Annotated in this window: 25 protein-coding genes and 2 pseudogenes; 2 read left to right on the forward strand and 25 right to left on the reverse strand. The window is 47.3% G+C overall.

From position 1 onward, the window contains the following. Window positions 1–12: 12 nt before the first annotated feature. The 23 genes and pseudogenes from rpsH to rpsL form a co-directional block, all read right to left on the reverse strand. Window positions 13–399: a 30S ribosomal protein S8 gene (rpsH, locus tag WC777_03030; GenBank protein ID MFA6024163.1), complete on the reverse strand. Its 387-nt coding sequence runs from the start codon at window positions 397–399 to the stop codon at window positions 13–15. Window positions 400–469: 70 nt separating this feature from the next. After that, window positions 470–700 (reverse strand): type Z 30S ribosomal protein S14, encoded by a 231-nt coding sequence (locus WC777_03035; GenBank protein ID MFA6024164.1) that lies wholly within the window; start codon window positions 698–700, stop codon window positions 470–472. Window positions 701–719: 19 nt separating this feature from the next. Beyond that, a complete protein-coding gene (gene rplE / locus WC777_03040) occupies window positions 720–1292 on the reverse strand; it encodes a 50S ribosomal protein L5 (GenBank protein ID MFA6024165.1) in 573 nt (190 codons plus the stop codon). A gap of 32 nt (window positions 1293–1324) precedes the next feature. Continuing rightward, complete coding sequence (rplX, locus tag WC777_03045; GenBank protein MFA6024166.1) at window positions 1325–1630, reverse strand: 50S ribosomal protein L24; 306 nt, start codon at window positions 1628–1630, stop codon at window positions 1325–1327. Continuing rightward, window positions 1597–1995 (reverse strand): 50S ribosomal protein L14, encoded by a 399-nt coding sequence (gene rplN, locus WC777_03050; GenBank protein ID MFA6024167.1) that lies wholly within the window; start codon window positions 1993–1995, stop codon window positions 1597–1599. Before rplN ends, rplX begins: the two co-directional genes overlap by 34 nt. 1 nt (window position 1996) lies before the next feature. Then, window positions 1997–2245: a 30S ribosomal protein S17 gene (rpsQ, locus tag WC777_03055; protein MFA6024168.1), complete on the reverse strand. Its 249-nt coding sequence runs from the start codon at window positions 2243–2245 to the stop codon at window positions 1997–1999. A gap of 6 nt (window positions 2246–2251) precedes the next feature. Then, entirely contained in the window at window positions 2252–2455 is a 204-nt protein-coding gene (gene rpmC / locus WC777_03060; protein MFA6024169.1) for a 50S ribosomal protein L29, read from the reverse strand. A 1-nt stretch (window position 2456) separates the two neighbouring features. Then, window positions 2457–2873 (reverse strand): 50S ribosomal protein L16, encoded by a 417-nt coding sequence (gene rplP, locus WC777_03065; GenBank protein ID MFA6024170.1) that lies wholly within the window; start codon window positions 2871–2873, stop codon window positions 2457–2459. A gap of 3 nt (window positions 2874–2876) precedes the next feature. Beyond that, entirely contained in the window at window positions 2877–3524 is a 648-nt protein-coding gene (gene rpsC, locus WC777_03070) for a 30S ribosomal protein S3 (protein ID MFA6024171.1), read from the reverse strand. 4 nt (window positions 3525–3528) lie between these two features. Beyond that, window positions 3529–3924, reverse strand: coding sequence for a 50S ribosomal protein L22 (rplV, locus tag WC777_03075; GenBank protein MFA6024172.1), 396 nt, complete (start codon window positions 3922–3924; stop codon window positions 3529–3531). Between the two features lie 2 nt (window positions 3925–3926). Then, window positions 3927–4208, reverse strand: coding sequence for a 30S ribosomal protein S19 (rpsS, locus tag WC777_03080; GenBank protein MFA6024173.1), 282 nt, complete (start codon window positions 4206–4208; stop codon window positions 3927–3929). A gap of 4 nt (window positions 4209–4212) precedes the next feature. Then, window positions 4213–5073, reverse strand: a complete 861-nt coding sequence (rplB, locus tag WC777_03085; GenBank protein MFA6024174.1) for a 50S ribosomal protein L2 — start codon at window positions 5071–5073, stop codon at window positions 4213–4215. A gap of 23 nt (window positions 5074–5096) precedes the next feature. Further along, the gene (rplW, locus tag WC777_03090; protein MFA6024175.1) at window positions 5097–5432 is read right to left on the reverse strand and encodes a 50S ribosomal protein L23; all 336 of its coding nucleotides are present in this window, start codon (window positions 5430–5432) and stop codon (window positions 5097–5099) included. Window positions 5433–5443: 11 nt separating this feature from the next. After that, complete coding sequence (rplD, locus tag WC777_03095; GenBank protein ID MFA6024176.1) at window positions 5444–6070, reverse strand: 50S ribosomal protein L4; 627 nt, start codon at window positions 6068–6070, stop codon at window positions 5444–5446. 12 nt (window positions 6071–6082) lie between these two features. Next, window positions 6083–6658 (reverse strand): 50S ribosomal protein L3, encoded by a 576-nt coding sequence (gene rplC / locus WC777_03100; protein ID MFA6024177.1) that lies wholly within the window; start codon window positions 6656–6658, stop codon window positions 6083–6085. 248 nt (window positions 6659–6906) lie between these two features. After that, window positions 6907–7212, reverse strand: a pseudogene (rpsJ, locus tag WC777_03105) (30S ribosomal protein S10). 202 nt (window positions 7213–7414) lie between these two features. Further along, window positions 7415–8194 carry a hypothetical protein gene (locus WC777_03110; protein ID MFA6024178.1) on the reverse strand — a complete coding sequence of 260 codons (780 nt, stop codon included), beginning with the start codon at window positions 8192–8194 and terminating at the stop codon, window positions 7415–7417. A 21-nt stretch (window positions 8195–8215) separates the two neighbouring features. Next, window positions 8216–8419 carry a hypothetical protein gene (locus tag WC777_03115; protein ID MFA6024179.1) on the reverse strand — a complete coding sequence of 68 codons (204 nt, stop codon included), beginning with the start codon at window positions 8417–8419 and terminating at the stop codon, window positions 8216–8218. 143 nt (window positions 8420–8562) lie between these two features. Further along, window positions 8563–9753, reverse strand: coding sequence for an elongation factor Tu (gene tuf / locus WC777_03120; protein ID MFA6024180.1), 1191 nt, complete (start codon window positions 9751–9753; stop codon window positions 8563–8565). 65 nt (window positions 9754–9818) lie between these two features. Next, a complete protein-coding gene (fusA, locus tag WC777_03125; GenBank protein MFA6024181.1) occupies window positions 9819–11924 on the reverse strand; it encodes an elongation factor G in 2106 nt (701 codons plus the stop codon). Between the two features lie 72 nt (window positions 11925–11996). Further along, window positions 11997–12506 (reverse strand): hypothetical protein, encoded by a 510-nt coding sequence (locus WC777_03130; GenBank protein ID MFA6024182.1) that lies wholly within the window; start codon window positions 12504–12506, stop codon window positions 11997–11999. A 67-nt stretch (window positions 12507–12573) separates the two neighbouring features. Beyond that, complete coding sequence (gene rpsG, locus WC777_03135; protein MFA6024183.1) at window positions 12574–13041, reverse strand: 30S ribosomal protein S7; 468 nt, start codon at window positions 13039–13041, stop codon at window positions 12574–12576. Window positions 13042–13078: 37 nt separating this feature from the next. Next, on the reverse strand, window positions 13079–13492 hold the full coding sequence (rpsL, locus tag WC777_03140; GenBank protein ID MFA6024184.1) for a 30S ribosomal protein S12: 414 nt from the start codon (window positions 13490–13492) through the stop codon (window positions 13079–13081). Window positions 13493–13626: 134 nt separating this feature from the next. Here rpsL and WC777_03145 point away from each other — a divergent pair, with 134 nt between their 5' ends. Together WC777_03145 and WC777_03150 are read left to right on the forward strand one after the other, a co-directional pair. Beyond that, window positions 13627–13893 carry a hypothetical protein gene (locus WC777_03145; GenBank protein ID MFA6024185.1) on the forward strand — a complete coding sequence of 89 codons (267 nt, stop codon included), beginning with the start codon at window positions 13627–13629 and terminating at the stop codon, window positions 13891–13893. A 23-nt stretch (window positions 13894–13916) separates the two neighbouring features. Further along, window positions 13917–14381 (forward strand): hypothetical protein, encoded by a 465-nt coding sequence (locus WC777_03150; GenBank protein MFA6024186.1) that lies wholly within the window; start codon window positions 13917–13919, stop codon window positions 14379–14381. 52 nt (window positions 14382–14433) lie between these two features. Here the strand turns inward: WC777_03150 and rpoC are convergent, their stop codons facing one another. Next, complete coding sequence (gene rpoC, locus WC777_03155) at window positions 14434–18249, reverse strand: DNA-directed RNA polymerase subunit beta' (GenBank protein ID MFA6024187.1); 3816 nt, start codon at window positions 18247–18249, stop codon at window positions 14434–14436. Window positions 18250–18281: 32 nt separating this feature from the next. Beyond that, window positions 18282–19196: pseudogene (locus WC777_03160) on the reverse strand (hypothetical protein). Between the last annotated feature and the right edge of the window lie 14 nt (window positions 19197–19210).

Genomic DNA, 19210 nt, shown 5'->3' on the forward strand with positions numbered 1-19210 from the left:
AGAGTAGGCGGTTTAATATATCTCACAAAGGTATTCTCCTCCAAGTTTTTGTTTGCGAGCCTTGTCTCCGCTCATGACTCCTTTTGGAGTTGAAATGATTGCAAGACCGAGGCCGCTGAGCACTCGTGGGATTTCTTGAGACTTTACATAGATGCGTTGCCCTGGTTTGCTCACGGATTTGAGGTGAATATCCTGACGATCTTCTGGAAGTTCAACCATAAGTTCTTTAGCAATTCCTTCTCCGCTTGCTTTTACCTCGAGGATGAATCCTTTCTCCTTAAGCACTTCACAGATTGCGAATTTGAGCTTGGAGTAGGGTACTCGCACGATGGTTTTTCGAGCACGAGCTGCGTTTCGAAGGCGAGTGAGAAGATCTGCGATGGGGTCTGTTACTGTCATTTTGAGCTTATTAATTAGTTGAGTGAGGGGGCAGGAGCGAACAGACAGGGAGTCTGCGCTTCGCGCAGTGTTACCAGGAAGATTTTTTAATTCCCATGAGGGCACCTTTTCGTGCAAGTTCACGGAAGCAAATACGGCAGAGATCAAAACGACGCATGTATCCGTGTGAACGGCCACATTTTCCACAACGGTTGTAGGTCCGTACGGCTTGTCCAGGCTTTGGAGCAAGTCCGAGAGACAAACGGTGTTTAACCGCATCTCTTGCTTTTGCCGCCTTATTGATCATCGAGAGTTTTGCCATTTTTCAGGTGGTGTAAGAATTACTTTTTAGAAGGTTTAACATCTTTGGGCTCATCCCTGAATGGGAATCCCAGTGCTTTCAAAAGAAGGTAAGTTTCACGGTTGTTTTTAGCCGTTGTAGATACATTCACTTGAAGGCCATGGGGTCTTTGGAGCTTTTCTTGATTCACTTCTGGGAAAATGGTGCAGTCTTCGAGCCCAAGGCTGAAATTGCCTTGTCCATCCATACCTCGGCTGGAAATTCCACGGAAATCTCGTACGCGGGGAAGTGCAATGTTCACCAATCGGGAAATGAAGTCGTAAGCACGGTCTCCACGGAGGGTGCTGTTGAGTCCTACCGGGAGTCCGGCACGCAACTTGAAGTTGGAAATCGCTTTACGAGCTTTTCGGAGCACTGGCTTCTGGCCGGTTATTTCCGCAATGCTGGTTTCAATATGACTGAAATCTTTCATTCCTCCGGTTACCATGCTTCCAATTCCAACACTGATGCTCACTTGTCTGAGTTTAGGTAAGGAATTGATGTTTTTTCGTCCCAACTCTTTTTGGAGCATGGGGACGACTTCCTTGATGTATTTTTCTTGTAGGGTTGACATAGTGATGGGGGCAGATTCGGCTGTGCCGAGGATTAGATTACGGATTTACTTTTTTTTGCAATGCGTTCTTTTTTACCGTCTTTGGAGATTTGATGACCAACGCGAGTCCCTTTCTTTGTCTTTGGGTCCAGGAGCATCACATTTGAGACATGAAGGGGAGCTTCGAATTGAACCTTTTGTCCAGCTTGAGTCTTGGTCTTACGCATGTGACGGACAACCTTATTTAGACCCTCCACCACAACGCGTTCAGACTTATTCAGGATTCGAATCACAGTGCCGGTTTTATTCCGTTCTTTTCCTGCGATTACAACGACAGTGTCTCCTTTTTTGATTTTCATAATACTTCAGGTGCTAAAGAAATGATTTTTTGGAATCCGCGATCACGGAGTTCACGAGCTACGGGTCCAAAGACACGAGTACCTTTGGGGACTCCATCCTTGCCGATGATCACTACTGCGTTTTCATCGAATCGTATGCAAGTTCCATCTTTTCGTTTGTGATTTTTGGTTACTCGGACGATTACAGCTCGTTGCACGGTTTTTTGCTTCACCGCTCCCTTTGGGGCAGCCTTCTTTACGGAGACAATGATCTCATCTCCAATGTGGGCATAGCGGCGTTTTGAGCTTCCGAGCACCTTGATGCACATCACCTCTTTGGCTCCACTGTTGTCCGCGACTTGTAGAATGGTTTGTTGCTGAATCATATTATTTCTTAGATGGTTTTTCAGTTGAAGGCTTTTCTACCGTCCATCGTTTTAGACGAGAGAGGGGACGAGTTTCATAGATGGTGACTTTGTCCTCAACATTGAATTCTTCTTTTTCGTCGTGCACATGGAACTTTTCGGCCACGCTGTACCGTTTTTTGTACTTGGGATCCTGTTTGGAGGTTTCCACTTTTACAACGATGCTTTTGGCACCTGACTTGGAGCTGACGATTCCTTCTTTAGTTCGCATAGAAATTTAGTTAGGCTGATTGTTGAGAGTTTGAATCTGTGAGCGCTGTTTGGCCCATTGTTTAACGAGATGACTTTGCTTCTCTTTACCTGTACGAATGTTCAGGTTGAGCTGCGCCAATTCTTTATCACTTGCGACCATGAGTTTGCTGCGATCAGCGGAGCTCATTTTGCGAAGTTCTTCGAGGCTGTAAATTTTAGTGTCGCTCATATTATTGATTGATTGAAACAAATCGTGTTTTAACGGGAAGTTTGTGACCGGCCATGATGAGGGCCTCTCGAGCTACTTTTTCATCCACTCCATCCATCTCAAACAGCATTGTTCCCGGCTTCACCAGTGTGGTGTATCGGTCCACGGACCCCTTTCCGGATCCCATTGGAGTCTCTGCTGCTTTCAGGGTGATTGGCTTGTGGGGGAATACGCGGATCCAAATCTTTCCGGTTCGTTGTACATGGTGAGCCAAGACACGACGAGCGGCTTCGATTTGTCGGGAAGACACTTCGCTGATCTCAAGACTCTTCAAGCCGTAGCTCCCGAAGGCAAGAGTGCATCCGCCCTTGGCGGTTCCACTGAAGCTTCCGCGAAGGCGTTGCCATTTTCGATATTTTGCTCGTTTAGGGAGTAGCATAGTTTATTTTGAAGAGGGAGAGGGGTTGAAAACCATTCCTTTGTTGATCCAAACCTTTACGCCTATTTTTCCATAGGTTGTTTGGGCCTCAACAATGGCGAAGTCAATATCAGCTCGGAAGGTGTGCAAAGGGATTTGTCCTTCGGCGTAGAACTCTGTTCGAGCGATTTCTACTCCGTTGAGACGGCCACTCATACGAATCTTAATTCCTTTAGCACCCGCATCCATTGCCTTTTTGATCGACATTTTGGCTGCACGGCGGTAAGAAACACGGCGTTCAATTTGCATTGCGATGTTTTCTCCCACCAAGAAGGCGTCAAGCTCAGGTTTTTTAATCTCTTTAATGTTGATGGTGAACTTGTGTCCAAACGCTTTTTCAAGGTCTGCCTTCAATCCTTCCACGCTTGCCCCTTGTCTTCCGATGATCACTCCCGGTTTAGCGGAGTGAACGCTCAGAGTGATGTCCTTGGCATTTCGAGCCAATTCGATTCTTGATACTCCGGAATCTGTTAACTTCTTTCGAACAAATTCTCGAATTTTCAACTCTTCTCCAAGGATTTTTCCATAGTTCTTGGGGCTGGAATACCAGCTAGAATCCCAAGTGCGGATGATTCCTGTTCGAAGCCCAACTGGATTTACTTTACTTCCCATGCTGTTATTGATTAGCTCCGTTGTCCGGAGTGGGGTTAGAAGGTTTTGCCTTTGTTTTCTTTGCGGGTTTTGCGACTCGTGTGTCTACTGTTACTCGGATTTGTGCGGTTCTTTTGAGAATAGGGTGTTGTCGTCCACGAGACACAGGTACTCCTCGTTTGTAGGTTGGTCCTTTGGTAACCACGATCTCTTTGATGTACAGAGTGGATCGGTTCTGCTTAAGGTTGTGTTCTGCGTTTGAAGCTGCAGATTCGATAGCCTTGTAAAGCAGTTTAGCCGCTTTCTTTGGAGTGAATCGCAATTGATTGAGTGCATCTTCAACCGCTGCTCCTCTCACGATTCCTGCAACGAGGTTCGCTTTCTTAGGGGAGATCCGAGTGTTTTTGAGTAAAGCTTTCATAATTAAGCGGTTGCGGTTGTTTCTTTAGATTTAACGGGGTGTCCACGGAACTTACGAGTGAAGGCAAATTCTCCGAGATGGTGGCCAACCATGGCTTCCGTAACGAAGACGGGGACATGATCTTTACCATTGTGAACCGCGAAGGTGAAACCTACGAATTCAGGAGCAATTTGGCTGCGACGAGACCAAGTCTTGATCACTTTCTTGCTGTTTGGATCCATGTTGAGTACCTTCTTTAGAAGTTTCTCATCAACGAATGGACCTTTGTAACTACTTCGAGCCATAATACTATTTATTATTAAGTTCAGCGAGCATTTTGCCCCTTCGAGTCTTAACAATCCAGCGGTTTGAAGGATTCTTACGACGACGGGTTTTTACACCAAGGGCATGTAGACCCCAAGGAGTCTTAGGATACTTAAGTCCAATAGGACAGTTTCCTTCTCCTCCTCCATGTGGGTGATCATTTGGGTTCATGGCTTTACCACGAACTTCAGGCCTTTGTCCCTTGTGACGATTTCGTCCAGCTTTACCAATGGTGACATTGGAGTGATCGGCGTTGGAAACGCGACCGATGCTGGCGAAACATTCCTTGTGGACAAAACGCACTTCTCCAGAGGGGAGCTGCACTTGGGCATACTCACCATCCAGGGAAACAAGTTTTGCAGCGGACCCGGCCGTTTTGGCCAATTGTCCCTTTCCACTGAGTTCGATCTGAACATTGTGGATTTCGAATCCAACAGGGATGTTTTGAAGTTCCATTCGATTTCCGGCACGAGCCTTGGTCTTCTTTGCAGTCATAAAGTGGTCTCCCACCTTGATTCCCTCGGGAGCCAAGTGGTAGCGGTACTCACCATCTCTATAAAGAGCCAGCATGATGAAAGCACTACGATTGGGATCGTACTCCACGGTTTTTACCGTAGCTTCAATATTCATCTTGTCGGTTTGCTTGAAATCTACAATACGCAAGTGAGTCTTATTTCCGGCTCCACGGTGTCGCACGGTGATCACTCCTCGGCTATTTCGCCCAGCATTTTCTTTTCGGCTCACGAGCAATCCCTTGAAAGGGGTACTGGTGGTCAACTCCTCATAAGTGAGTACGCTCATGTTTCGTTGTCCGTTCGTCGTGTTTTTAATCTTTCGGATTGGCATAAAAGTTTGGTTGAGGGTGGGGCTTAAGCAGCCGCGGCCACCTTCTTAGTAGATTTTTTAGTTGAAGTTGTACTGTGCTTGCTGATCTCCAGCTTTTCTCCTGCCTTGAGAGTGATGATCGCCCTTTTTACGGACGCTCGTTTCTCCATAGGCTTGCGACTCTTTCCCATTCGGTACTTTGGGAGACCGTGGAGGATGTTCACCTTTTCCACTTGGACACCGTAGAGGGTGCGAAGGGCGTTCTTGATGTCCACTTTGGTGGCGTCATCGTGAACCATGAAGGTGTACTTTCCGGCAGTCTCCTGATGAGTACTTTTTTCAGTGAGAACGGGTCTGATGAGAGTTTGAGAGAGATTCATAAGGTTTTAGACTAGGCTTTGTAAGTTCCTTCGATATCCTTGAGCGCAGCTTCTGTGAAGAGGACTGCATCGTAGGTGAGGAGATCCTGCGGATTGAGATAATTGCTCATGATCACTTTAGCTTTATCCACATTCTGAGAAGAACTTTTGAGGACTTTTTCTTCTCGGTTCCCAACCACGAGAATGTCGCGTTTGAGGTCCAGCTTTTCAAGGAAGTTTGCGAATACCTTTGTCTTTGGAGCTTCGAGTTCGAACTTATCCAGTGCGAAGATTTTTCCATCCTTTGCCTTCATGCTGAGGATTTGGAATAAAGCTCGGTTTCTCTGCTTCTTTGGCATCATGATGGCAAAGTTTTGCCATTTCTTAGGTCCGAAGGCACGACCTCCACCCTTCATATGAGGGTTTCTGGTAGAACCTTGTCGAGCCCGTCCCGTGTGCTTTTGTGCGAAGGGCTTTTTACCCCCTCCGGACACATCGGACTTGTTGAGCACATGAGCGATAGGCTTTCGAGCACTCTTCTGTTGATAGACAAGATAGTTGTGCACAATCCCTTCTCCACCTTCTACTTCGAAGATGTTCTTTGGGAGGGAGACTTCTCCCTTCTTTTCACCGGCTTGATTGTATAATGGTGCTTTCATATTTTATGAGTACTATCGTCTGATGATTACAAGTGAGCCATTTGATCCGGCAACTTGACCCTTAAGGCCGATCAAATTCTTTGCAATGTCTACGAATACAATTTCTTTCATCTCAGTGATTCGGTCGCTTCCCATGTGTCCGGCCATTCTCTTCCCTTTATGTACTTTACCGGGACGGGCACGGGCACCAATGGATCCAGGTTCTCGCTTGAAGTGAGAACCGTGAGTTCGGCGACCTCCTCGGAAGTGATGTCGTTTAACCACTCCTTGGAAACCCTTACCTTTGGAAGTACCGGTGACCTTGGTCATCGCTCCGATCTCGAATCCTTCCAAGTTCACTTCATCCCCAATTTTTAAAGGATCGGTCTCTTCGATACGGAATTCTCTTACCGTTTTGAATTTTCGGTTCTTAGTCGGTTTCTTCAACGCATCGAACCCAAGCACTACCGCCGGATATCCATCTTTTTCTACGGTTTTCACTTGTACCACCGTGTTGGGCTGGCACTCGATTACCGTGAGAGGGATCACGCGACCGTCGTCTTGAATGAGACGAGTCATACCGATTTTTTTTCCTAGAATTCCTGACATAGTTTAGAGCTTAGTGGCTGCTGAGCGAATGCTCAGTGCTGGAGGGCGATTGGTCTTTGAGTCCACTAGGGAGCCTTTCGCGCTGTTCCAAGATATATTCTGACTTAAGTGCCCGAAGATACTAATGATGCTTTAACGCAGAGTCAAGGCATTTTTTTCGATTAATCCTTTTTAGCTTTCTTAGCAGAAGACTTCTTGGATTTTTTCTTATCATCCTCTTCTCCGGATCCGCTTTCTTTCTCCATAATCATCTTGATTTCGATGTCCACTCCGGAGGGAAGAGACAAGTTGGACAATTCTTCGATGGTGGCAGAAGTGGTCTCGGTGAGGTCCACCAAGCGTTTGTGTGTGCGCATTTCGTACTGTTCACGAGAATTTTTGTGGACGAAAGTGGACTTATTTACCGTGAAACGGTCGATGTTAGTGGGTAGAGGGATGGGTCCCATAACGATAGCACCCGTTTTTTCCGCGGTTTCGATGATCATGCGAGCGGCATCGTCGATGACCTTGTGGTCAAAGGACTTGATTTTGATACGAATTTTTTGCTTAGCCATAGAGGAGAGAATTAACTCGGCTTCGCCGAGGAGGGGATAAAAAAATACCGAACTTTTTACAGCTCGGTTCTAAACACCATCTGGTGTTGAAAGTTGAAACGAGGTGTCCCGTCCGAGGACGAGGGTGACTCTAAAACCAGAATCACACATTTTGTAGTGACCTTTTAACGGAAAGTGGGGCTTTGTGTCAATGTTAAATTGCTTACAAGAGTGAGTCGCTTGCCACTTCTAGATCTCCCAGTTCCGCTTCAAGTTCCAAAAGTTCCGCTATCTTTGAGTGTATCTGCGTATGTTCTTGTGTTTTATTGGCTAAAACCGCTTTGGCCTCTTTTAATAAAGAGCCCATCTCAGTGAGGTCTTTATTCAGTTGTACGGATTTGCTATAGAGCTCATTACTCCATTTATTGATATTCCTCAGCTCCTTAAGGCTTGAAAGCGTTGCGTTCAGGGCATGTTTTACCTCTTTAGTCCGTGCTTCCAGTTCTTGGACTGTTGTGGAAAGTCTTGAAAGCTCTTCATCTTTTAGGTCTCCATATTTTTCTTCCCAACCCTCTGCTTTAATTTTCTCGATGGATTCGCGCAATTTCTTGATTTTTCCATCAGCCTCTACAGGAAGAATAGGCTCTTTTTTTTGAGGAGAGGGCTCAGGCTTAAATGTGCGTTGAGCTTCTTGGAGTGAGTCCTTGAGCGCTGTTCTAACTTGATTTTTCCCTCTTGACCGGTGTCCAGCTGTTCTTTCTATTTGTTGAGTTGCTTCAGTTACTGCTCGTTGTACTTTTTTGCATAATTCACGATGTTCGCTTGGTGTTAAGGACTCCGAAGGATTTCCGATTGCGTTCTCTATGTATCTTTTTAGAGTGTTGACGATGCTTTGAATGGAGGGCTTATCTTTTGCATGTATATCGTTTGCATTACTAATGTGCTGACCCACTTTTTGAGCAGCTTGGTTTAAATGGGAGAGGAGTTCTTTTTTATCTGGCACGGGATTCTTTGGGATTAGTTTTTAAAACTTCATTGCGGAGCTGAAGATTTTTCGAAGGAGGAGGAGGGTTGGACTCTCGTCTTCTGTGGTTTCAGAGATAGGGGTTTCTTCACTTAAGATGATTTCACTGGCGCGCTGGAAGAACTCAAATTTTTGGTTTAGTGCGGAGATGCTGAGCGTTAAGCCTAACAACGAGAGCACGAGAGCCAGTTTCCATTTGGACATAGTATTTTTTTAAGATTCTCTTAATTATACAATAAAAACGCCAAACTAGCAATAGCTCTGAGGGCCGTTCACCTTTGGGGTGGGAACTAAAAAGCCCCACATTGCTGCAGGGCTTTTTGAAGTTTTAACTTGTTCGGTGAGTGCTAGGCCATGATCTTGGCGACCACTCCGGCACCAACGGTGCGGCCTCCTTCGCGGATAGCGAAGCGAGTTCCTTGCTCAAGAGCTACTGGAGCTCCGAGTTCAACGATCATGTTTACATTGTCTCCAGGCATGATCATCTCTACTCCGGCAGGGAGTTCGATGGTACCCGTTACATCTGTAGTACGGATGTAGAATTGAGGCTTGTATCCTTTGAAGAATGGAGTGTGTCGTCCTCCTTCTTCCTTACTTAGGATGTATACTTCAGATTCAAACTTGGTGTGAGGTTTGATAGAACCGGGCTTAGCAGCCACTTGTCCTCGTTCGATTTCTTCTCGTTCGATACCTCGCATGAGAAGACCTACATTGTCTCCAGCCTCTCCACGATCGAGAGTTTTTCGGAACATTTCAACTCCGGTAACAACCACCTTGCGGGTGTCTTTGATACCAATGAGTTCAACTTCGTCGTTCACATTCACTACTCCTTGTTCAATACGACCCGTAGCTACCGTTCCACGACCCTTAATAGAGAACACATCTTCGATAGACATGAGGAAAGGCTTGTCGAGTTCGCGTTGAGGTTGAGGAATGTATTCGTCGAGAGTCTTCAAAAGTTCAGCAACACAGTCTCCGGCAGCTCCCTTAGGATCTTCGAAGGCCTTGAGTGCGGAACCCTTGATGATTGGAGTGGTGTCTCCAGGATATTCGTACTTGGTGAGAAGATCGCGGATTTCCATTTCGGAAAGTTCTGCGATTTCTGGATCAGCAATATCCATTTTGTTCATGAATACTACGATGTAAGGCACATTCACCTGGCGAGCCAAGAGGATGTGTTCACGAGTTTGAGGCATAGGTCCGTCTGCGGCAGAAACCACGAGAATGGCACCGTCCATTTGAGCGGCTCCAGTAATCATGTTCTTTACATAGTCGGCGTGACCAGGACAATCTACGTGAGCATAGTGCCGTTTATCGGTATTGTACTCTTGGTGAGAGGTAGCGATCGTGATTCCACGAGCTTTTTCTTCCGGAGCGTTGTCGATTTGGTCGTAAGCTACGACTTTGTTCTCAGCGCCACCGAAACGAGCCGCTGCTACTGCGGTGAGGGCAGCCGTAAGTGTGGTTTTCCCGTGGTCTACGTGACCAATGGTCCCCACATTCAGGTGCGGCTTTGAACGGTCGAAGGTTCCTGCCATATCGTTATGGTGATAAAAAAATAAATGGCTATTTGAAGCGAGGGCATTGTAGTTGAAGCCTCAGGCTAACGCAAGCGATTTTCTCAGGCTTTCACTCCACGGTCTGCCTTGATCTTGGCGGCTACATTGGAAGGCACTTCATTGTAGTGACTGAATTCCATCGCGTAGCTTCCGCGACCTTGAGTCATGGAGCGAAGGTCGGTTGCGTATCCGAACATCTCGGAGAGAGGAACGGTGCAACGAATCACTTTGGCCATACCACGGTTGGTGCTTTCAATAATTTGTCCACGACGAGAAGAAATGTTTCCCATAACGTCTCCAAAGTAATCTTCAGCTACGGTCACTTCCACTTTCATGATGGGTTCAAGGAGAACCGGGCTAGCGGCATTACATCCTTTCTTGAAAGCCATAGAACCCGCGAGCTTGAACGCCATTTCGGAGGAGTCCACATCGTGGTAAGAACCATCGGTGAGTTCCACCTTAACATCCACCACAGGGTAACCGGCCACCACTCCACGAGTGAGAGCTTCTTTAACCCCCTTATCAACGGCAGGGATGAACTCTCTTGGAATCCTTCCTCCAACAACGGAGTTGATGAATTCATATCCTTTTCCGGGTTCGTTTGGACCCACGGTCATGATCACATGGCCGTATTGTCCACGACCTCCGGTTTGTTTGGAGTATTTCTCTTCACATTCCACTTCCTTCTTGATGGTTTCACGGTAGGCAACTTGAGGAGCTCCGACATTGGCCTCCACTTTGAATTCGCGTTTCATACGATCCACGATGATGTCCAAGTGCAATTCTCCCATTCCGGCGATCAAGGTTTGTCCGGTTTCTTCCGCGGTTGAAACACGGAAAGTAGGATCTTCTTCGGAGAGTTTTTGAAGCGCCATACCCATTTTTTCTTGATCGGCTTTGGTCTTTGGTTCGATGGCAATTTGAATCACCGGTTCAGGGAAGCTCATGGATTCGAGCGTGATTGGGTGATCGGGATCGGTGAGGGTGTTTCCGGTGAAAGTATTTTTGAGACCAATTGCAGCAGCAATGTCTCCGGCATGAACCGTTTTGATTTCTTCACGAGTGTTGGCATGCATACGAACAAGTCGTCCGATGCGTTCTTTTTCTCCGGTTGCGGTGTTGAGTACATAAGAACCCGCATCCAGCTTTCCGGAATAAACACGGAAGAAACAGAGTTTTCCTACAAATGGATCGGTTGCAATTTTGAAGGCGAGGGCGGCAAAAGGTTGATCGTCGTCCAGGGTGCGAACCTCTTCCGCATCGGTGTCCGGGTTGATTCCTTTGATGGAACCCACATCCATAGGAGAGGGGAGATAATCCCGAACTCCATCAATAACGAGTTGCACTCCCATGTCGCGAAGAGCGGATCCACAGAATACCGGGTAAATTTTTCCGGCAACGGTTCCTTTTCGGATTCCGCGTTTGATCTCTTCAACAGTGAGTTCTTGCCCTTCGAGGTATTTGTTCATGAGGTCGTCTTCTTGCTCAGCTGCAACCTCAACCATCTTTGCACGGTACTCTTCCACTTGTGCGGTCATGTCTTCCGGAATAGGGATTTCTACTTGAACCTCTCCATGTTTTCCTTCGAACTTGTAGGCCTTTCGTTCCACGAGATCGATGATTCCCGTGAAGGAAGAATCCTGTCCAATGGGAAGTTGAATGGCGAAGGCGGTCTTGGAAAGACGATCCCAAATGGATTTGATGGACATAAAGAAGTCCGCTCCGATTTTGTCCATCTTGTTGATGAATGCGATTCGAGGTACATCGTATTTGTCCGCCTGGCGCCACACGGTTTCAGACTGAGGTTCCACTCCTTGAGATCCATCGAATACAGCAACGGCTCCGTCGAGCACACGCATGGATCGTTCCACTTCTACAGTGAAATCCACATGGCCGGGGGTGTCGATGATGTTGATTTTGATATCCTTCCAGTAACAAGTTGTTGCGGCCGCCGTGATGGTGATTCCGCGTTCTTGTTCTTGTGCCATCCAGTCCATGGTGGCCTCTCCTTCATGAACTTCACCAATTTTGTGGCTTCGTCCAGTGTAAAACAAAATGCGTTCGGTGGTGGTTGTTTTGCCCGCATCGATGTGTGCGCAAATTCCAATGTTACGGAGGTGAGCTAGATCGGTCTGGATAGGTTCTGCCATAAAAACGATTAAATTTAAAAAAGCCCTGGCATTATAGGGAAGCCAATACAGAAGTCAACGGGAAGGCCTTTGTTACTGTGTCACAAAGCTTTCCAAGGTATCCACGAGATCGTTGTTGGCCTCTATAAAGGTGGTGTAATGCGTGTGCAGGGTTTCGTCCAAGGTTTCTACTTTGGTGAGGTCTTCTTTATAATCGCCATCGCGGTAGTAGGTGAGCATGGCATCGTAAGTTTCCAAGTAGAGTTCGGCGGCGCTGCGGTAAGTCCCCAGCTCGGTGCGAACGGCATTTTGTTGTTCGATGTTGCGAGACTCCAAGTTCAACAGATCGGCACTATTTTCAAAAAGTTTTTGAGCATTTTTGAAGCTGTCTTCCATTTCGTTGATATCTATTTCATGTTCTTCGGTGATGACACCGGGGAGTGTTTGATTGTAGAGTTCTGTGGTCTCCTCCAAAGCCAGGGAGCTTTGGTTCATTCCTTCTACAATGAGATTGTTGTATTCCACTTCACTGTATTTTCCAAACAAGGAACAGCCGAGTAGAAAGACGCTTGAGAATAAGAGGGCGGATATGGGGCTTTTCATAGGTGGTGGATATAAAAAAAGCCCTCTGATTTTAGCAGGGGGCTTTGAGTTTGAACAGGTTCGTTGACTACTTTTTCTTTGTGAAGCGAGCGTAGTGAGCAAAAGCTCGGTTTGCTTGAGCCATTCTTTCTACATCATCTTTCTTCTTTACAGCAGCTCCATTTCCATCGGAAGCTTCTAAGATTTCGAGAGTGAGTCTCTTGTACATGGGGATTCCTTTTCGTCCACGAGCTCCATTGATGAGCCAACGGAAGGAGAGCATGCGTTGTCTTTTTGGATTCACTTCAAAAGGAACCTGGTAAACAGCCCCTCCGATGCGTTTTGGGCGCACTTCCATGGTGGGTTTGGTGTTGTCGATAGCTCTGAAGAACAGTTCTTTTGGAGCCTTGTGTCCTCGTTTTTCGATCTCTGCAAGCATGTCGTTGAAGATTCGGCGAGCAGTGTTCTTTTTCCCGTCCAACATAATAGTGTTGATGAACTTTTCACTGAGTTCATCGGATTCTGGTGGGCAGTAGGTTGTGATCTTAGTCTTCATGAGAGATGATAATGATGTTGCTTGGCAACTTTATTGCTTACTTCTTAGGCTTCTTTGCTCCGTATCGGCTTCGGCTTTGTTTTCGGTTTTGTACCCCTTGGCAGTCGAGAGATCCACGAATGATGTGGTAACGAACTCCAGGCAAATCTTTTACACGACCTCCACGAACCATCACAATGGAGTGTTCCTGCAGATTGTGTCCTTCACCTCCGATGTAAGCATTCACTTCCATGCCGTTGGTAAGACGAACGCGCGCAATCTTTCGGAGAGCGGAGTTAGGCTTTTTAGGCGTCATGGTGGTCACTTTTGTGCACACTCCTCGCTTTGCAGGGCAGGAGAGAGGACGGTTCTGAGACTTCAGCGTATTGAGAATCGTTTGAAGTGCAGGAGCCTTGCTCTTTTTCTTAACAGCCTTGCGAGGCTTGCGGATGAGTTGGTTTATTGTTGGCATTTTTGATTAGTGCTGAGGCAGTTTAGTAGATCCTTTGGCTTAGTGCAAGGGAATTTTAGTGGATTCATTTTTTCTATTGTTTCGCCATTTTCTCGGTGTTAGATTGCTCTCTTAAATTTTAACACACTTTAACTATGATAGGAGTAGAGTATGGAGTTGACTTGGGTCAGTCTGAAGACGAGAATGATCCATCGGAAGAATTGAAGAGGCTTCAAGCTGAATTGGCTACAGTCAGGACTGAGTTGGAAAGGGTTCTTAAGGAGAATCAAGCTTTAAGAACTGCTTTGGGTGAAGGTCAAAGTCGTGAACGGATGAGAAGTGTATCAGCATCAGATAATACTTGTCAGGGGTATGAAGGGGGGTCGGCGAATTGATTTTTGGTTCTGAACACAGTAGTATAAAAAAATAATTTTTCCCCTTCATTATGTCCCCTAACTCCGGTCAGCCTGATAAAGGGTTTGAACTGAGTCCTGATTGTGAGATTCGTGATGAGGTGCCCTTTGCCCTTATTAAAACAGCCTGGGATCAACTTGGTTTGGTTTTGAATGGGGGAAGAGAATTTCAAGGGACCTTGAAGACACCGGATGGACGGTTTCTTAGGTTTGATTTAACCCACTCCGAGCTTTTACCAGAACAACTGGTTTTGATACTCGAAGGGGGCGGCACTAAAGAAACACTTCTTTTAAGGCAAAAATGGGTGTCGTTGTGTATTGAAAGCAGGGGATTGGCTGCCTATGGCAAAGTTGGAAACGAAACCGACATCAAAAGGTTTCTTGACGCTGTTTTGCACTCTATTGTTGCAAATTTATATGATTCGTTGGGACAGCCTCACACCATCCAGGGTGTTACGGCTAAGGTGCAAAGCGATGTTTTGAAGGTTTGATTCTAAAAAAGCCGCTAGGACCATGAATGATCTTAGCGGCTTTTTAAATGGTGATGGACTAATCCTCTCGAGTGTCGATGGCCTCGCCGCGGAATTGTTTGCGGAAGGTTTCACCGGCAGGGATGAGGCGACCGATGATGACATTTTCTTTGAGACCGGCGAGCATGTCCACACGGTGGGTTGTTGCGGCTTCCACAAGTACGCGAATGGTTTCTTGGAAGGAAGCGGCAGAGAGCCAACTTTCGGTGTGAAGAGCAATGCGGGTAAGACCCAAGAGCAAGCGCTCGTATTCGATGAGAGGCTGCTTCTTTTTTTCGAAGCCAGTGTTTTCTTCCACCATGGTTTGGAAATCCACGATTTCACCGGGGAGGAAGTTGCTTGCGCCCGCTTCAGCAATACGAATCTTGGAGAACATCTGACGAGTGATGATTTCGATGTGTTTGTCGTTGATGGTTTGTCCTTGTGAAGCGTAGATGCTTTGCACCTCACTCATGATGTACTTTTGCGTGGTGTAAATATCCGTGAGCTTCATGAGCTTACGCAAATTCAAGTGTCCTCCGGTGAGGGCAGTTCCCTTGGCCACAAGGTCTCCATTCTTCACTTTGATGCTCTTTCCGGCATCCAACTTGTAGGTTTCTTCTACGGCAATCGGTTGAATAACGATCTCTTTCTTTCCTGCCTTAACTACAACTCCATCCAGAGTTGCGCGGAGTTTTTTTGCGCCTTTTTCGGCAAGGACATCTTTAATGTTGATCTTGTCATCCTTCTTTACGGTGACTTCAAATCCTTCTGGCACTTCAAATTTTGCTTCCGGAACGGTGGTGGGAGTGATGGTGATCACGGTTTGGTTTCCCTTTGTGCTCACTTGTACCTTTCCATCGATTTCGGCAAGAATAGCCGGCTTCTTTGGAGTGCGGGCTTCAAAGAGTTCTTCCACACGAGTCAAACCTTGCGTGATGTCGTCTTCGTCAGCGATTCCTCCCATGTGGAAGGTACGCATGGTGAGCTGAGTTCCAGGCTCTCCAATGGATTGAGCGGCAATGATTCCCACTGCGGTTCCCAAATCCACCGTCTTGCTTGTTCCAAGATCACGACCGTAACATTTTTGGCACACTCCATTGAGAGTGAGACAAGTCATTACGGAGCGAACACGAACCTCCGGCACTTGAGCTTCCTTAATGAGCTTGAGTGCGGCTTTGTCGATTTCACTTCCTGCAGCAGCAAGTTTCTTTCCCTTGGAGTCTAGGACATCTTCTCCGAGTGTGCGGCCGAAAATACGGTTTTCAAAGGCTTCACCGATTTTCTCAGATTCTGCACGAGTCACCAAGTGGGTGAGCTCGGTGCCACAGTCTTCTGCCTTGATCACGATGTCTTGCACCGCATCCACCAGACGACGGGTGAGGTATCCGGCTTCGGCGGTTTTGAGCGCGGTGTCGGATTTACCTTTTCGTCCTCCGTGAGTAGCAATAAAGTATTCCAAGATGGTGAATCCTTCCATCAAGTTGGACTTAATGGGAAGTTCAATGGTCTTACCGGCCGGATTGGCCACAAGACCCTTCATTCCACAGAGCTGAGTGATCTGCCCCCAGTTACCACGAGCACCGGAATCTACTTGATAGAAGATATCGTTTTCGTGATCGAAAGCTTCGATCATCACTTTGGCGATGTCGTTTTTGGTTCGCCCCCAGATCTTAATGGCTTGGTTGTAGCGTTCGTCTTCCGTGATGAGACCTCTGCTGAAGTAATCTTGAACTTGAGCGACCAATTCTTCGGAATCTTTCATGATCTTTGCCTTTTCCTTTGGAATGTGGAGATCGGCACCGGCAATGGAAATACCGGAGCGAGTGGCGTATTTGAAACCGAGCTCTTTGAGGTCATCACAAAGCTTAGCGGTCACCTCAAGGCCGTATTTTTCGAATACGAGGGCCACGATTTCTGCAATTTCCTTTTTCTTGAGGGTGTGATTTTGGTATCCCATACCTTCGGGAACCACTGTGTTGTAAATGGCACGACCGATGGTGGTTTCGATGATCTCACCATTCAAACGAATTCTCACTTTTGCTTGGAGATGCACTTCTTTGTAATCCATGGCAAGAAGCGCTTCTTCCAGGTTTCCAAACACTTTTCCTTCTCCCTTCTTTTTGGGCTGCATGACCGTGAGGTAGTAAAGACCAAGCACCATGTCCTGAGTGGGAACGGTGATAGGTTCTCCGGCAGAAGGCTTGAGAAGATTTCGTGCGCTGCACATGAGGTCTCGCGCTTCTTCTTGAGCTTTGTTGGAAAGAGGGACATGCACAGCCATCTGGTCTCCATCGAAGTCGGCGTTGAACGCGCTACACACGAGAGGGTGAACTTGAATGGCCTTTCCTTCGATCAGTACGGGGCGGAACGCTTGGATACCGAGACGGTGCAGGGTAGGCGCGCGGTTGAGCAGTACGAATCGATCTTTGGTCACGGCCTCCAAAATATCCCAAATCACTTTGTCGCTGCCTTGGATCATTTTCTCAGCACTCTTGATGTTGTGTGCGTAACCATCCGCGATGAGTTTTCCAATTACAAAGGGTTTGAAGAGTTCGAGCGCCATTATTTTTGGAAGTCCACATTGGTCGAGCATCAACTTAGGTCCGATGACAATTACGGAACGACCGGAGTAATCCACGCGCTTTCCAAGAAGATTTTGACGGAAGCGTCCTTGCTTTCCTTTAAGCATGTCGGAAAGGGAACGGAGTTTGCGCTTATCACCGGAATTGAAGACCGTTTTTCCTTGGCGGGCGCTGTTGTTGATGAGGGTGTCCACGGCTTCCTGAAGCATGCGCTTCTCATTTCGGCAGATCACTTCGGGAGCTCCGATGGCGATCAAGCGTTTGAGACGATTGTTACGGTTGATGACGCGGCGATAAAGATCGTTGAGATCGGAAGCGGCGTAACGGCCTCCATCGAGCTGAACCATCGGACGAAGATCCGGAGGAATAACCGGGAGAATGGTCATGATCATCCATTCTGATTTGATGCCGGCTTTTACAAGGGATCCGATGAGCTTGATTCGTTTCATGATCTTGGTGCGCTTTTGTCCGCTGGCCTTTTCCATCTCTTTTTCCATTTGCTTGATCTCTTCTTCCATGTTCATGTTCCCAATGATTTTGTGCAAAGATTCCGCTCCGGTTCCGGCCTTGAATACATGTCCGAATTTCATGGACATGTCGCGGTATTCCAATTCGGTGAGCACTTTGCTCTTTTCGAGAGATTCCAAGTCTGTGCGAGCTTGTTCCGCGGTTTCGGTCAACTCCTCCACTTTCATGGCTTGTTCTTTTTCGATGTCTTTAGGACTGGTTCCTCCCACGCGCAGTCGTTCTTCGTACTCACGAATGATGTCTTTTTTGTGGCTTTGGAATTCATCTTGAATTTGGGCGATGGCCAGTTCTTTTGCTTTTTCATCCACTTCCGTGATGATGTACGCGGCAAAGTAGACAATTTGTTCCATGATTTTCACCGGCAGGTTGAGCAAAAGCCCAATACGGCTTGGAGTGGACCTGAGGAACCAAATGTGAGTTACCGGTACGGCGAGAGTGATGTGTCCCATGCGGCTTCGGCGCACGATGGAACGGGTGACCTCCACTCCACACTTTTCACAAATAACACCTTTGTAGCGGATGCGCTTGTATTTTCCACAGGCACATTCCCAGTTCTTCGTAGGACCGAAAATGCGTTCACAGAAAAGTCCATCGCGCTCCGGTTTTTGAGTCCGGTAGTTGATGGTCTCCGGTTTTTTGACTTCACCGTGAGACCAGGACATGATCTGCTCGGGGGAGGCCACGGAGATGGCAATCGCATCAAAGAGGACAGGTCCCTTCTTTGAATCTTGATTATTCATCATGAGAGTAAAGGATTAAGAAATTGAAATAAGAAAACGAGGTAAAGGAGAACCAGAAAAGCCCCCTCGTAAGCGGACCATCTTTTTTGAAGAGCTGAAAATGAAAACAGAATAAGTGAGATAAGGAGGAAGGGCAGAGCTAAAACCAAAGTCTCGCCGGAAACATTGAGGGGTCCCATAAAGGAAGCGATGGCAATGACCAGAGTGGAATTGAGCACCGTTGAGGTGACTAGAATGGACACCACTTCATCTCCGTACCCTTTTTTGGCGGCACGCAGGGCGAGGGCCAGTTCCGGAATGGAGAAAGCCAGTGCCACCGCGCTGCCCCCTAAAAGTCCCGGGAGCCAGTTGTTTTGTTCAGACAGTTCCACCGTTCCAACAAAGGAGAAATAGGATCCCGCCACGAGTGCCACCGCGGAAAGCAGAAGCGCAAGGGCTAGGGGAATGGACCATGATTCCATATTGAAGAGTTGTCCCATTCGATCCAGCAGTCCTTGTTTGGCGGCCTGGGCTTTTGCCAACAGAAACACCACCAGGGCAGCAAGCAGGATCAAACCTTCGGTTGAAGTCACGGTTCCATCGAAAGAAAGTGCAATGAGCAGGAATACTGTGCAGAGCAAGAGAGGGATTTGCTTTAAGGAATCCTCTTTGCTGATGGTCAGAGTCTTTGCACGCATGGCGGAGACGCCAAGAATGAGCAAAAGATTCACAAGGTTGGATCCCCACACCAAGGCAGGCACAAAGGAAGAATAGTTTTTGAGACTGGCCACCACGGAGGTGACGAGTTCAGGTAGGCTCACGCCCAGTGCCATAACCATAACTCCCGTGAAAAATGGGGAGAAGCGGCTGGCTTTGGCGGCCTCCTCCGCTTTTGCGGCAAAGACCTGGGAGGCCGCTGCTGCGACTGCGAGGGAAGCTATGAGGATGAGGATCCAGATTAAAGTTTGCATGATTGGTAAGTAAG

This window comes from Candidatus Gracilibacteria bacterium (genome assembly GCA_041661045.1).
GTDB lineage: Bacteria > Patescibacteriota > Gracilibacteria > UBA1369 > 2-02-FULL-48-14 > 2-02-FULL-48-14.